This window comes from Nocardia sp. XZ_19_231 (assembly GCF_015355705.1).
Lineage (GTDB): Bacteria > Actinomycetota > Actinomycetes > Mycobacteriales > Mycobacteriaceae > Nocardia > Nocardia salmonicida.
The window spans coordinates 1-13190 of sequence record NZ_JACUZI010000011.1 but is presented as its reverse complement, the minus strand read 5'-3'; the positions used below and the strand labels follow the sequence as shown (position 1 = coordinate 13190).

Annotated in this window: 14 protein-coding genes and 2 tRNA genes; 7 read left to right on the top strand and 9 right to left on the bottom strand. The window is 67.3% G+C overall.

Features of this window, described 5'->3' with window-relative positions; translation table 11 throughout:
- Positions 1–76: 76 nt before the first annotated feature.
- Positions 77–817, bottom strand: a complete 741-nt coding sequence (locus tag IBJ82_RS31060; protein WP_194829548.1) for an NAD(P)H oxidoreductase — start codon at positions 815–817, stop codon at positions 77–79.
- Positions 818–940: 123 nt separating this feature from the next.
- Here IBJ82_RS31060 and IBJ82_RS31055 point away from each other — a divergent pair, with 123 nt between their 5' ends.
- Positions 941–1897, top strand: a complete 957-nt coding sequence (locus IBJ82_RS31055; RefSeq protein ID WP_194829547.1) for an AraC family transcriptional regulator — start codon at positions 941–943, stop codon at positions 1895–1897.
- Here the strand turns inward: IBJ82_RS31055 and IBJ82_RS31050 are convergent.
- From IBJ82_RS31050 to IBJ82_RS31030, 5 genes are all read right to left on the bottom strand, one after another.
- A complete protein-coding gene (locus IBJ82_RS31050; RefSeq protein WP_194829546.1) occupies positions 1881–2312 on the bottom strand; it encodes a nitroreductase family deazaflavin-dependent oxidoreductase in 432 nt (143 codons plus the stop codon). The two genes, IBJ82_RS31055 and IBJ82_RS31050, sit on opposite strands and share 17 nt — an antisense overlap.
- Positions 2313–2332: 20 nt before the next feature.
- The gene (locus IBJ82_RS31045; RefSeq protein WP_194829545.1) at positions 2333–2809 is read right to left on the bottom strand and encodes an NUDIX domain-containing protein; all 477 of its coding nucleotides are present in this window, start codon (positions 2807–2809) and stop codon (positions 2333–2335) included.
- A gap of 53 nt (positions 2810–2862) precedes the next feature.
- Positions 2863–4080 (bottom strand): sigma-70 family RNA polymerase sigma factor, encoded by a 1218-nt coding sequence (locus IBJ82_RS31040; protein ID WP_194829544.1) that lies wholly within the window; start codon positions 4078–4080, stop codon positions 2863–2865.
- Positions 4077–4475 carry a YciI family protein gene (locus tag IBJ82_RS31035; RefSeq protein WP_062985225.1) on the bottom strand — a complete coding sequence of 133 codons (399 nt, stop codon included), beginning with the start codon at positions 4473–4475 and terminating at the stop codon, positions 4077–4079. Before IBJ82_RS31035 ends, IBJ82_RS31040 begins: the two co-directional genes overlap by 4 nt.
- A gap of 94 nt (positions 4476–4569) precedes the next feature.
- Positions 4570–5790, bottom strand: coding sequence for an NAD(P)/FAD-dependent oxidoreductase (locus IBJ82_RS31030; protein WP_194829543.1), 1221 nt, complete (start codon positions 5788–5790; stop codon positions 4570–4572).
- A gap of 151 nt (positions 5791–5941) precedes the next feature.
- Between IBJ82_RS31030 and IBJ82_RS31025 the strand changes: the two genes are divergently transcribed.
- On the top strand, positions 5942–6586 hold the full coding sequence (locus IBJ82_RS31025) for a DsbA family protein (RefSeq protein ID WP_194829542.1): 645 nt from the start codon (positions 5942–5944) through the stop codon (positions 6584–6586).
- 41 nt (positions 6587–6627) lie between these two features.
- Here IBJ82_RS31025 and IBJ82_RS31020 read toward each other — a convergent pair whose 3' ends face one another.
- Positions 6628–7845, bottom strand: coding sequence for a M48 family metallopeptidase (locus tag IBJ82_RS31020; protein ID WP_370585558.1), 1218 nt, complete (start codon positions 7843–7845; stop codon positions 6628–6630).
- 36 nt (positions 7846–7881) lie between these two features.
- On the opposite strand from IBJ82_RS31020, the gene IBJ82_RS31015 reads away from it, so the two are divergent.
- Entirely contained in the window at positions 7882–8355 is a 474-nt protein-coding gene (locus IBJ82_RS31015) for a ribose-5-phosphate isomerase (RefSeq protein ID WP_062985232.1), read from the top strand.
- Between the two features lie 4 nt (positions 8356–8359).
- Positions 8360–9166, top strand: coding sequence for an Fpg/Nei family DNA glycosylase (locus tag IBJ82_RS31010; protein WP_194829541.1), 807 nt, complete (start codon positions 8360–8362; stop codon positions 9164–9166).
- A gap of 42 nt (positions 9167–9208) precedes the next feature.
- Here the strand turns inward: IBJ82_RS31010 and IBJ82_RS31005 are convergent, their stop codons facing one another.
- Entirely contained in the window at positions 9209–10162 is a 954-nt protein-coding gene (locus tag IBJ82_RS31005) for a GGDEF domain-containing protein (protein WP_056821857.1), read from the bottom strand.
- Positions 10163–10844: 682 nt separating this feature from the next.
- On the opposite strand from IBJ82_RS31005, the gene IBJ82_RS31000 reads away from it, so the two are divergent.
- Together IBJ82_RS31000 and IBJ82_RS30995 are read left to right on the top strand one after the other, a co-directional pair.
- A tRNA-Gly gene (locus IBJ82_RS31000) sits at positions 10845–10915 on the top strand.
- A 42-nt stretch (positions 10916–10957) separates the two neighbouring features.
- Positions 10958–11034: transfer RNA gene (locus IBJ82_RS30995), tRNA-Pro, on the top strand.
- Positions 11035–11623: 589 nt separating this feature from the next.
- Here the strand turns inward: IBJ82_RS30995 and IBJ82_RS30990 are convergent.
- Positions 11624–11854, bottom strand: coding sequence for a hypothetical protein (locus IBJ82_RS30990; RefSeq protein ID WP_194829540.1), 231 nt, complete (start codon positions 11852–11854; stop codon positions 11624–11626).
- An 865-nt stretch (positions 11855–12719) separates the two neighbouring features.
- On the opposite strand from IBJ82_RS30990, the gene IBJ82_RS30985 reads away from it, so the two are divergent.
- Positions 12720–13079 carry a hypothetical protein gene (locus IBJ82_RS30985; RefSeq protein WP_194829539.1) on the top strand — a complete coding sequence of 120 codons (360 nt, stop codon included), beginning with the start codon at positions 12720–12722 and terminating at the stop codon, positions 13077–13079.
- The last annotated feature ends 111 nt before the right edge of the window (positions 13080–13190 follow it).

Sequence of the window (13190 nt, the reverse complement as noted above, 5' to 3'; positions counted from 1 at the left end):
CGTGCCGGGTATGTTCGGCCCCATCGCCGTGTGTTCGGCCGACCGGAGCAGGTTCCCGGTCGGCCGAACGGTCGGTTCAGGCGGCGACGCGACTCGCGCTGAGCAATGCGTCGACGAAGCCCTCGGCCTTCGCGTCGAAGGCGGCGTAGTGGGTCGTCCGCGCGTCCCCGCTGATCGCCTCGCCGATCACGAGATTGCCCTCGTTGTCGAGACTTTGGGGCTGCTCCTCGGCGTCGGGAAGCAGACCGACCCGGGAGTCCGCGAAACCGCTGTAGTAGGCCAGGCCCTCGTTGAGCTGTGCTTCCAGCAGTTGCTGCATGCCGGGGACGATCGCGTCATCGGCTGTCGCGCCGGCCAATCCGAGCCACAGGATGCGCTTGCCCGCCAGTTTCGGCTTGCTGCGACCGTAGGCGAAACCGTAGTTCCAGACGGCATCGATCCACCCCTTGAGCAGGGCGGGCACACTCTGCCAGTAGACCGGGAACACGACGACCACGACGTCGGCGGCCAGCATCCGCCGCATATGCGCCTCGGCGGTGGGGGAGTAGACCTTGTCGCGATTTCCCCACTCGGGCTGGTCGGCCACGGTCATCCTCGGGTCGAAATTCTCGGCATGCAGATCGAGGAAATCCACCGTGTACCCGGCGGCGGTGAGGCGGCCGACGGCGCGGTCGGCGACATGGGCCGACAGCGAGTCGGAGCGGTGGTGACCGAGCACCACGAGCGCTGTCGCGCCCGGGGTGACGGTGTCGGCGACGCTCGATCCGGTGGTGACGAGTTCGGCGGTTTCAGTCGTGGTGGCGACAGACTGCGGCACGGGGAGCTCCTGTTCGATCGTGGTGCGGGCTGGTCGGCCCGGTCCATTGAGTCAACCGCGAATCATGTGGACGATCTATGGGTGATCATCTCCACTCGATAGGAATTCGTCTACGCTGGTGGCGTGGATCCATTGAGTTCGTTGCTGAGTGGCATTCGTGCCGAGGGGTCGATCGTGGCCCATACCGTGTTGCGCCCGCCGTGGACGATTCGCTTCGCCGACCGCGCCCCACTGATCATGGTGACGGTGCTGCGCGGCGGTGGCACGCTGATTCTCCCCGACGGATCACGGAGTTGCCTGGTCGCCGGTGACACCGCGCTGGTACAGGCGGGCGAAGCGTTCCACCTGGCCGACACCGCCGCCGCGCTCGATCGACCGCACACGCGTTACGAGCTGTCCTGTTTCGTGCCCGACGGCTTCGGACCCGCCGATATCAGTTGCGCGACACCGGAACTGATCGTGACACCGTCGACAACCGGAGCGCCCGAAGAGACTTCGCTTCTCGTCGGCGCCTACCGGGCAGCCGGACGCCGCCACGAACGTCTGCTGCGGGCGCTACCGCAGGTGATGGTGGTCCACGAAGACGCCGAAACATGTCTGTGGCTGGAGCAATCCGCCGCTGATGCCGTCCGGCTGAGCGCGGGCTCGCAGGCGCTGATGGACCGGCTGCTGGATTGGGCGTTGGTCTGCACACTGCGCAGCTGGCTCGCCGAACAGCAGCACTGCGCCCCGGCCTGGTATCGGGGAATGTCGGATCCGGTGGTCGGCCCGGCGCTGTCGGCCATCCACGACAGACCGTTCGACCGCTGGACCGTGGCGAGCCTGGCCACCGAGGCGGCGGTCTCGCGCGCCCTGTTCGCCCGGCGGTTCACCGAGGTGATGGGCGAACCCCCGCTGGCCTACCTCACGGAATGGCGCATGGCCGAGGCCGAGGAACTACTCGCCGATCCCGCGCGCAGCGTCGCGCAGGTGGCGTCGACCGTCGGCTATTCCGATGCCTTCGGTTTCAGCGCTGCGTTCAAGCGGTTGCGCGGCACCAGCCCGACCGAGTTCCGGGTGGGGCTCAGCTCCTCGGCGTGAGCAGGACCAGGGGGATCTCGCGGGTGGTTTTGGTCTGGTAGTCGGCGTATCCCTTGTAGGACGAGGTGACCCGTGGCCACAATGTCGCGCGTTCGTCGGGGGTGGCTACGCGGGCGGTCATCGGGCGCTCGGGGCCGTTGCGCAACGACACCTCGACGTTCGGGTTGTCGCGCAGGTTCAGGAACCAGGCCGGGTGGGTGGGATCGCCGGCGCGCGAGGCGACGATCACGATCATGTCGCCGTCGATGATCGGCGCGGTCAGCATGACCTTGCGCGGATCCCCGGATTTGCGGCCGATCGTGGTGAGTTGCAGTGACGGCATCCCGAAGAACGAGTTGCCGAGGCGGCCGCCGCTCACCGTGAGCAGCGCACGGTGAACTCTGTTCGTGATCTTCAGCTGCAGGTCAGTGGGCATAGTCGGAATCTACTCCGATCTCAGTCCAGCTGATCGGTGAGGCGGGTGAGAAAGGGCCGCTGGCCTTTGCCGAGTTTTTCCGCCGCGGTGGTGGGGTCGAACCAGTCCGCCCGGTCGATCTCGGGGAATTCCGCGAACCGGCCCGACCTCGGCGGCCACTCCATCTCGAAGGTTCCCGGCACGACCTCGGCCGGGTCGAGCTCGCCCTCGACCGCCCACACGGTGAGGAACTTGCGCTTGGTTCCGCTGCGATAACTCACCTCGCCGAGGTCGATCCACTCGCCCTGAGGCACCGGCAGCCCGAGCTCCTCGGTGAACTCGCGCCGGGCCGCATCGCGTGCGGACTCCTCCTCGGCCACATACTCGCCCTTGGGAATCGACCATGCCGACGCGTCCTTCTTCGCCCACAGCGGCCCACCCATGTGCCCGAGCAGCACTTCGATCCCGGCCTCGCCCCGGCGGTACACCAGCACGCCCGCGCTGAAAACGTCCGTCATCCGAGCGAGTCTGCCAGGTGTCGGCCGTGGGCCGCGCTGCTCGATCGCCTGTGTCACTTCGCGTCGCCGACGCGCAGGCGCGCGGCACGCAGCAGCAGATAGTCGCGTTCGGGCACGCTCGCCGTTTGCTGTGCGGCGCGACGATATTCGCCGACAGCCGCAGTGTGCTCACCGGCCATCTCCCGCAGGTGCCCACGAACGGCTGCGAGGCGGTGCGAGCGGGACAGTGGTTCGGCGACGCTGTCGGCCACCGACAGCCCTGCGGCCGGACCGTGCACCATCGCGGTGGCGACGGCCCGGTTGAGGGTGATCATCGGGTTGGGGGTCAGGCGCTCGATCATGGTGTAGAGCTGCAGGATTCGTGCCCAGTCGGTGTCTTCGGGGCGGCGGGCCTCGGCGTGCAGACCCGCGACGGCGGCATGCATCTGGTAGAGCCCGGTCAGCCCGGCAGACATGGTCGCGGTGAGCAGCCGCAAGCCCTCGGTGATCTGCGCGCGGTCCCAGCGGGAGCGATTCTGTTCGGTGAGCGGGATCAGTTCGCCGTGCGGTCCGGAGCGGGCGGCCCGGCGGGCGTCGGTGATCAGCATCAGCGCGAGCAGGCCGGTGACCTCGGTGTTGTCGGGCAGGAGTCGGCGCAGCGCGCGGGTCAGCCGGATCGCCTCGGCCGACAGATCGCCGCGCCGCAATCCCGCACCGGAACTGCTGGTGTGGCCCTCGGTGAAGATCACGTACAGCACCTGCAGCACCGCGTCGACCCGAGTGCTGTCGTGCGCGCCGTCGGCGAACGGTCGGTCGGATTCGGCCAGACGTCTCTTCGCCCGCGAGATCCGTTGCGCCATGGTCGATTCCGGTACCAAGAAGGCGGTGGCGATCTCGGCGGTGCTCAACCCGCCGACCGCGCGCAAGGTCAGCGCGACAGCCCCGGCGGGTGGCAGGTCGGGGTGACAGCACAGGAAGTACATGTCGAGGGTGTCGTCCCGTTCGATCGCATCGACCGGCACATCCCGCACGAAAACCGTTGTCTCCCTGCGTCGCCGCGCCACCTCGGCCCGCACCGCGTCGGCCATCCGCCGCTGCGCGACCTGGATCAGCCAGCCACGCGGATTGTCCGGAAGTCCGTCGCGATCCCACTGGGTCGCCGCCGCCAGCAGCGCATCCTGCACCGAGTCCTCGGCGAGGTCGAAATCGCCGAAGCGGCGTACCAATACGCCGAGGACCTGCGGCGAGAGTTCACGCAGCAGGTCCTCGATACGCGGCAGGGTCTCGGTCACGCGACGTCGGGCGCGCTCATGATCTGGCGCACCTCGATGTATTCACCGATCGGCTTGCCGCCGGGGCCGGGCGCCGCGGAGGCCTGCGCGGCGATCTCGACCGCGCGCTCGACCGAATCGACATCGACCACCCAGAAACCGGCGAGAAACTCCTTGGTCTCCGGGAAAGGCCCGTCGGTCACGACCGGTGCCGAGCGGCCGTCGGAGCACACGATCATCGCCTGATCGGGCGCGGCAAGGCCCTGCGCGTCGACGAGTTCTCCCGCGGCGGCGAGCTGTTCGCCCAGTGCCCGCTGGAAGTCGATGTGAGCGGCGATGTCCTCGGGTGCCCAATCCGGCAGCGCGATGTCGCAGTAGGCAGCTTCGGAATAGGTCTTGACCAGCATGAATTTCATGGTTCGGCTCCTGCTCGGTGCGCCCGTGTGGCGCGTTCGGCTGTTGGTCGGAGCTGATGCGCGGTCTTCGACACCATCGTCTATGTGAACTGAATCACAGGGGTATGTTCGTGTCCGCCAGCCGGTCGGGATCGACGGGTTGCGCCGATCCGATCAACTCCTTGATCCGGTCGGTCACGTCCCAGACGTTGACGTTCATCCCCGCGCGCACCTTGTTCTGCGCGTCGAGCCAGAACGCGACGAACTCGCGCTCGTCCAGATCGCCGCGCACCACCACCCGCACGTCGTCGCCGCGCCCGACATAGCCGGAGTACTCCATCCCCACGTCGTACTGATCGCTGAAGAAGTAGGGCAGCCGGTCGTAGACGGCGGCTTTGCCCAGCATCGTCTTCGCGGCGACGGCGGGCTGGTTCAGCGCGGTCGCCCAGTGCTCGACCCGGACCGGCCGGTGCAACAGCGGATGGTTCTGCTCGGCGATATCGCCCACCGCGACCACATCGGGGTTGCTGGTGCACAGCGCGGCGTCCACCAGCACGCCGCCGTCGCTCGCCAGTCCGGCCGCGGTCGCCGTCTCGATATTGGGCTGCGCCCCCACCGCGACCAGTACCGCCTGCGCGGGCACCACTGTGCCGTCGCCGAGCCGCACGCCCGTCGCCTCACCGTCGTGGGTGAGGATCTCGTCGACGGAGGTGTTCATGCGCAGGTCGACGCCGTGCGCGCGATGCAGATCGGCATAGAACCTGCCCATCTCCGGACCGAGCACACCGACCAGCGGCAGCTCGGCCGTTTCGATCACCGTCACGTCGACGCCCTTGGCGCGGGCCTGCGCGGCGACCTCGAGTCCGATCCACCCGGCCCCGATGATGACGAGGCGTCGATCCGTGTGCAGGATCTCGAGCAGCGCGTTCGAATCACCGATGGTGCGCAGCGTGTAGACATTCGGGGCGTCGGCGCCGGGAATATCGAGCGTGCGGGCTCGCGAACCGGTGGCAAGGGCCAGCTTGTCGTAGTCGAGTGTGGAACCGTCGGGCAGCGTCACCGTCTTGGCGATCGGATCGAACGCGGTCGCGGTGGTACCGAGCCGCAGATCGATGTGGTGATCGCGGTACCAGGCGGCCGAGTCGACGGTGAAATCGGGCAGTTGCTGGGTGCCCGCCAGATGCTGTTTGGACAGTGGCGGGCGCTCGTACGGCAGCTCTTCTTCGGCGGCCAGCAGAGTGACGCGACCGTCGAAATCGTTGGCGCGTAAGGCTTCGGCGATCTTCGCTCCGCCCAGACCTCCACCGATAACGACGAAATGCTGATTCGAGCTCATGAACGGACCCCTTCTCGCGGACGACCCGGACTCCTCGCAACCCGAGCTTAGTGCGCGTTTTCGCCCACGGGAACGATTCCAGCGGTGATGCGGTTGCACCAGTCGGTGGGGCAGACCCGACCCGCTACAGCTGACCCGAGAGGAACCCATCGTGAGCGAGCAGGCCACCAAGGATGTCGCCGATTTCTGGTTCGACCCGCTGTGCCCGTGGTGCTGGATCACCTCCCGGTGGATCCTGGAAGTCGAGAAGGTGCGCGATATCGAGGCGCGCTTCCACGTGATGAGTCTGGCGGTGCTCAACGAGGGCAAAGACGACCTGCCGCAGCGTTATGTCGACATGATGGCCGCCGCGTGGGGCCCGGTTCGGGTTGTCACCGCCGCTGGTCAGAAGTACGGCGACGAGATCCTGTCGCCGCTCTACACCGCGCTGGGCACCCGGATCCACGACCGCAAAACCGAGTACGAGCGCGAGACGCTGCAGGAGACCTTCGACGCGGTCGTCGCCGACTCGCTCGCCGAACTGAACCTGCCCGCCGAACTCGCCGAGGCCGCGAACAGCACCGACTACGACGAGGCGCTGCGGGCCAGCCATCACGCGGGCATGGACAAGGTCGGCACCGATGTCGGCACGCCGACCATCCACATCAACGGGACCGCCTTCTTCGGGCCGGTGCTCTCGCGCATTCCGCGCGGTGAGGACGCGGGCCGGGTGTGGGACGGCGTGGTCGCGCTGGCCTCGTACCCGCACTTCTTCGAGCTCAAGCGCACCAGGACCGAGGACCCGGTCTTCGACTGATCGTGCGGGTCGGGGGCGCCGCTCACCGCACCCCCGACCGATCAGACCGGCTTCGGCGGCAGCGGGGGCGGCGCCGAGTTCAGCGGATATCCGCCCTGCGGCGGGATCATGCCGGGGTGCGGTGCGCTCGGTCGCCAGAACAACGGCCCCGGCTTGCTGCGATCGCGCAGCGCCCACATCCGCCAGGTGAGCACCGGGTGGCTGGCCATGGCATTGACCAGCCAGATGAAACCGCCTCTGTCGAGTGCGGCCCGGTCGGCCATCTCGTCGACGCCGACATCGCTGTTGAGGTACTTGCCCGCGGCGAGAGTCGCCATCGCGCTGGGCGCGCCGTGCGGTCGGAAGCAGAAGCCGTGATTGTCGGCGGTGTACTCCTGGGCGCGGATCAGCGACGATCCGAGCACCGGCAACCACGGTGCGACGAACATGCCGAGCTGACGCCAATAGGACACGTGCCCCGCAGCGATATGGCCCACTTCGTGGCCGATGATGAATGCGAGTCCGTCCGGTTCGCGTGCGGCGCCGCCGATCTCGAACAGGTCGCTGTAGACCACGACGAACCGGCGGAACCCGTGCCCGGAGGCGAAGGCGTTGATCTGGCCGTTGCCCAGGATCACGTAGGCGTCCGGTGCCTTGTGCATCCCGAAGCGCGCCGCCGCCTCCTGCACGAGGCGGTACCCCTCGGGGAACTGGGTGGGCGACATCTTCACACCGTTCACGCGCTGGGTCGAGTAGTTCAGACCACGACCGGCCCACAGCAGCACCGGCGCGAACAACAGCAGCAGCACATACGGACTGGTGACGAGGGAACTGGTCTGCTCCACACCCTTCTCGTCGACGATCGGATCGGTGAACAGCTCGACCGTCATGAGCAGGAGCGCGAGCAGGTACGCGACCGCGGTGCTCATGATGACCACGATCAGCAGCGGGATCTCCCACGGATGCCGAGCGGGGCGATCCCACGGCATCAGTCCGCGCGGTCGGTGCTGCGGCGGCGCGGGCGGACCGCTCGGCGGGTAGTAGCCGGGGGCGTACTGGCCCGGGGCGTACTGACCAGGGGCGACCGGCGGATACGGGCCGGGCGGTGGCTGCGGTGGGCTGTCGTGCGCGGGGAAACCGCCGGTCCGTGGATCAGGTTGTGCCCACGGCGACGGCGGCGCGGTGTCGGAGTTCGGTGACGGTGTTCGCTCGGGCCGCCGGCCCGTGTGCTCCGGCTGGGAATCGGCCGAATGCGGGGAATGCGGTTCGTGCGGGTGCATGAAACGACTCTAAGCGGGCCTGCGACAATCGCAGCCATGCGCGTTTACCTGGGTGCCGACCATGCCGGTTTCGAACTGAAGAATCACGTGAAGGCCCATCTGCAGGAGGCCGGAGTGGAGGTCGTCGACTGCGGCGCCCTCGAATACGACGCTCTCGACGACTACCCCGCCTTCTGCATCGAGGCGGCGCGGCGCACCGTCGCCGACCCGGGCTCGCTCGGCCTGGTCTTCGGTGGCAGCGGCAACGGCGAGCAGATCGCCGCCAACAAGGTCGCGGGCGCCCGCTGTGCCCTGGCCTGGAGCGTCGAAACCGCCGTGCTGGCCCGCGAACACAACAATGCCAACCTGATCGGCATCGGCGGCCGCATGCACTCCACCGCCGAAGCCCTCGCCATCGTCGACGCGTTCCTCGCGGCGGCGTGGTCGGATGAGGCACGTCACCAGCGTCGCATCGACATCCTCGCCGACTACGAGAAGACCGGCATCGCCCCCGAGATTCCCGCGTACTGAGGTAGTGCCAGAAGGACATACCCTCCACCGGATCGCCGACCTGCATCAGCAGCGGTTTTCCGGTGGGGTGGTACGGGTTTCGAGTCCGCAGGGGCGGTTCGTCGAGGGCGCCGCGCTGGTGGACGGGCAGGTGCTGGAGCGGGCCGAGGCCTACGGCAAGCATCTGCTGCATCACTATGCGTCCGGGCTGACGGTGCATGTGCATCTCGGGTTGTACGGCATCTTCAGCGAGGTCGAGTTGCCGATGGCGGCGCCGGTCGGGCAGGTGCGGATGCGAATGCTCGGTGCCGCAACGGATTTCGGTACCGATCTGCGCGGACCCACGGCGTGTGAAGTGTTGTTGCCGCCCGAAGTGGACGCGCTCACCGCGCGCCTCGGCGCCGATCCGTTGCGTGCCGACGCCGACCACGAACGAGCGGGCGTGCGAATTCGGCGCTCCCGCAGGGCGATCGGCGCGTTGCTGATGGATCAGGCTCTGATCGCCGGCGTCGGCAACGTCTACCGCGCGGAAGTCCTCTTCCGCCACGGCATCTCACCGTTCCGTCCCGGCACCTCGATCACCGCCGACGAATGGGACGCCCTCTGGGCCGACCTGGTCGAACTCATGCCGATCGGCGTCACCACCGGACGCATGCACGTGGTCCGCCCCGAACACGACACCGGCGCCCCGTCATACAACAAAGACCGTCCCCGCACCTACGTCTACCGCCGCCAGGGCGAACCGTGCCGAGTCTGCGCGACCCCCGTCGCGCACAAGGTCATGGAAGGCCGAAACCTCTTCTGGTGCCCCACCTGCCAGCCCGCAGCGTAATCAGCTGAGCCGGACCGCGAAGTGCAGGCTTCGCGATCCGACTCAGCCGGCGACCGCCGTTCCCAGTTCGGGGTCGCCCGATTCAGCGAGCGCGAAACGCCGCCCGCCCGCCGACTTCGCCGAGTACATCGCGCGGTCTGCGCGACGCAACAGGTCGGTGAAATCGCACGTCTTTCCCGGTGGGCAGAAAGCGGTGCCCACGCTGGCCGAAACCGGTACGGGGCCCGCGCTCGACCACACCGGGTCGCGCAATGCCGCGACCACACGGTGTGCCAGCTCGCCGAGGGTGTCGCGGCGCGGGTTGGCCGCCACCACGAACTCGTCGCCGCCGTATCGGCAGATCACCGTGTCCGGCGGGCACACCTCACGCAGCCGGTTGGCCAGTTCGACCAGTACCTCGTCGCCGATTGCGTGTCCGTAGCCGTCGTTGATCTGTTTGAAGCGGTCCAGGTCCACCACCAGCACACCGACACCGCGGCTCGGGTCGGCGGCGAACGCACGTACCCGTTCCTGCAGCAGCGTGCGGTTCGCCAGATCGGTGAGTGCGTCGTGGGTCGCCTCGTGGCGCAAGCGGTGCTGCAGCGCGGCGATCTCCTGTACGCGCAGTGACACTTTCGCCGAGATGTTCTGTTCCTGTTGCGCCAGAGCGCGTTCCTGTAGTGCCTGTGCGTAGCTGTCGATGGCCTGGCTGGCCACCAGCGGCCAGCGGGTCGCCACCAGCGAGCCCGGAACCCCCGAGGGGAAGCCGAGCAGCCAGCGACTGGCATGGGCCAGCATCCTGGTGCGTTCGAAGGGCGCCTCGGCCAACCGCGCGCCGAGCTTGCGCGCCTGTGGTACCGGGAACGGTTCGGTCCGAGCCAGATGCAGCAGCCGCTCGACGATGTCGACGAGCACCGGCTCCAACTGGTGCGGCGCCGTGGAAGAGCCCGGTTCGGCGCATACCGCGCGGGCCCAGGCGCGGGCCATCGCGGCGACCGGTGGCTCGATGTGGGTCATCGAGATCACCGGCGATAGGTGGCGACGGTCTTGCCACCTCGATCATTCGCACTGCTACGCGGTTGGGTCCACCGAGTTCGGCACACGCTCACCGCCCCCTTTCCAGATACCCCCGTCCGGCAAAAAGGATCCTAGCAAGCCACCCGAGACCGAAAATTCACGTTCTGGAACGCGTTCTCTGGTCTCTCGCGAATGGCGATCGGCTATGACATCGCTGCAGAGCCTTCGGCGTTACACATTTCCCGAAAAAATTTTCGGGAGCCCGAAACGTGCAGCGTGATGCCCTCCGCTGGGCGGTGGACGTTGTGTCGCCATGGGTCCCTCCTGGCACGGGGTGCGAGTTGTGACGATGTGGCAGTAGTCGTCACGCGCACTCTCATGGTGGCCTACTCGCCGCCCCCGTGGCGGGTTTTTAAGGATAATTCTCCTATTTAATCCCCCGGTGGAGCAGGCGCCGGTCCCCATGGGCGCACGAACCATCGTCGCCGGGAAGACGTTTCGGGGCTAGGGTCATTAGGCCCTAATCGGGCATAGCGGCGATTGATCGCAGGGAAGTCGGGTACACCGTCGGCCGAGGCGCATCAATCGGGCAGGCAGGGGCCGGATTGGCATTTTTCGCGCGGGGTTCGGTACAGTCGTGGCGCACACGACATCGTGGCGATCCCATCGATGTCGTATGCCTGCGGGTGTAGTTCAATGGTAGAACCTCAGCCTTCCAAGCTGATGGTGCGGGTTCGATTCCCGTCACCCGCTCAAACATGTATTGCCTCGACGGTGCTCTCGCCGGTGAGGTATCGGGGTGTAGCGCAGCTTGGTAGCGCATCCGCTTTGGGAGCGGAGGGTCGCAGGTTCAAATCCTGTCACCCCGACCATCAACACGATTCGTTCGCCCAGTTCAGGGCCTGATCGGCCTCTTGGCGCCGCCGGGGTGATGTGCTGTTAATCACTCCGATTGACCGGGATTGACCGCCACTAGTTGCACGTACATCGCACGCGGATGGTTCACGCCATCTGCGGCTTTCGTGTGTCTGGACCACGGTTGGCCCTGCTCTGGGTTGGGGTGCACACCTCGGGGCTGGCTCACCGCCTGCCCGATACGGCCTGCCGTTCACGCGCAGAGGCTCACAGGTCAAGGGGTGCGAAGCAATCAGCGAAGCTGACGCCATCGGCGCCCTTGAGGTGTGAGGGGCGCGGGATCACAATGCAGGCCAACCCAGAACAGGGCCACGCGGCCACCGGTCGCGATACCACCAACCTCACCGCGGATTCTGTTCAGCAACTCGCCTGAGGGGTTGGTGCCCTGCCGTCCCGCATGGGGAAGGCGTCGCCACGCGGGCGGCAGGGGGTCCGGCGAATCAGTGCGCCGGGTCCGGGCTGGGATCGACCTCGTTGGCGATCCGCTGCCGACGTCGTTGTCGGTGCCCAGAAGGGTGAGAAGGGGCCGAAGCCCCCTCGGGCGGGTTAGGTGCCGTCGATGCCGCAGCCCAGGCAGATTAGGACGTAGCCGTCGAGGTACCAGGCGGTGGGCATGTCCCAGGGGCACTTGCGGGGTTCGTAGGGCCATTCGTGGTCGGGGAACATCGCCCGGCCGACCTTGACCGGAGTGCCATAGGCGCAGTCGGCAACGGTGACGGTGGTCCACTCGCCGCCGAGGCTGGAGAGGTCGGGGAGTTCGTGCAGTGCGTAGCTCATGATCGGGTGCCTTCCTGCTGGGGTGGTCTGATTGAGGGCGTCTCGAGCACGGCTGTGGTGGGTGTCAAGGGTTGCGATAGCAATCACGTAGTGACGCCGCTAGGCGCCCTTGATGCCCGCCGCAGTCGTGCTAGCCCTGGATCGATCAGACCGCCACAGCAGGAAGGTGCCTGGGCGACCACTGCACGAACTCCGCGAGCACGGTGGTGAGTGGACCCACAACCCGCAACCCCGATGAGGTGCACCCCTCCCGGCTGGGCAGTGGGCCCCGACCACGAATGGCCCTACGAACCGCCCAGGCTGGGATGTGCCCGGTGTCTGGTACCTCGACGGCGAACCCGGACCAGCAGAAGCGCCCCGCGGCACCTGGGACCGTCCGAGGGGGCTTCGGCCCACCACGCAAAGGACCGATTCGTCGTCGGCTTCGTCCATCCGGGCCGGAACCACAACCGGTCGACCGGGCAGAGTGCCGGCGGATTCGTCATCGACAGCGGGAGGTCAGTCGGGGACGGCTGGTGTCGTGCCCAGCTCTGATCGGTTGATCGAAGAAGTGAGCCAGAAAGGAATGGCCGCCTTCGGTATGCGCGTGCTCGTCGCCGACGTGCCGACGCGCCGGGCGGTGAGGTACGAGCAAGCCCGCTGCGCGTCGTAGCGCGGCGGCGGCGCGCACGCGCCGCCGCAGGCGCCTTGACTCTATATAGCGAAATTCAGCAATCACTCCGTGAAAGTGACTGGCGTTGAACAACTCGGGACGTTCACCGGCTGCCCTGGGATGCGATCGACCTCAAGCTGCGACCGCACATTCTGCGGTGGAGCGATGAAACCAGGGTGCGGCCCGACTGACTGCCCTGGCAGCATGGCCGGAATGTCGGATCTGCTGTGGAATGAGGTCAAGAACTTCTTCGACCCGAACCTGATGGGTACGCTGCCGGATCTTTGGGTGCCCGACGCCACGGTCGAGGACTGGCAGGCGGTGTTCGACCTGGTCCGGTCCACCGGGTGGGCATGGGACTATGCGGAAGACGACGCCGTGCGACCGCTACCAGCTGCGGCGAAGGTGCTGCCACGCCCTGTCGATGCGGAGGAGGGCCTCAGACTGCGGGTCTGGCCCACCCCTGGCGTGCAGGTGAACTTTTGGCTGATGTCCGCCACAGAGATCGATTTCGACGTAGACCTCCGTGAGCTGCAAGGCCAGGCGGGAGCGGACACCTGTCCCTGGCCATGAGAAAGTCCCCACTGGTGGCCACGTGTAGGTCACCACTGGTGGCCACCTAAAAGTCCCCACCCCCTTCGGCGGGTTGACCGTGTGTCGACCCGGAGCACAGGCCCTGGGCGG

Coding starts and splice junctions, on each gene's coding strand:
- IBJ82_RS31050 (WP_194829546.1), bottom strand. CDS start 2,312: ATGCCCACTGACCTGCAGCTGAAGATCACGAACAGAGTTCACCGTGCG.
- IBJ82_RS31045 (WP_194829545.1), bottom strand. CDS start 2,809: ATGACGGACGTTTTCAGCGCGGGCGTGCTGGTGTACCGCCGGGGCGAG.
- IBJ82_RS31035 (WP_062985225.1), bottom strand. CDS start 4,475: ATGAAATTCATGCTGGTCAAGACCTATTCCGAAGCTGCCTACTGCGAC.
- IBJ82_RS31030 (WP_194829543.1), bottom strand. CDS start 5,790: ATGAGCTCGAATCAGCATTTCGTCGTTATCGGTGGAGGTCTGGGCGGA.
- IBJ82_RS31020 (WP_370585558.1), bottom strand. CDS start 7,845: ATGCACCCGCACGAACCGCATTCCCCGCATTCGGCCGATTCCCAGCCG.
- IBJ82_RS31015 (WP_062985232.1), top strand. CDS start 7,882: ATGCGCGTTTACCTGGGTGCCGACCATGCCGGTTTCGAACTGAAGAAT.
- IBJ82_RS31005 (WP_056821857.1), bottom strand. CDS start 10,162: ATGACCCACATCGAGCCACCGGTCGCCGCGATGGCCCGCGCCTGGGCC.
- IBJ82_RS30990 (WP_194829540.1), bottom strand. CDS start 11,854: ATGAGCTACGCACTGCACGAACTCCCCGACCTCTCCAGCCTCGGCGGC.
- IBJ82_RS30985 (WP_194829539.1), top strand. CDS start 12,720: ATGTCGGATCTGCTGTGGAATGAGGTCAAGAACTTCTTCGACCCGAAC.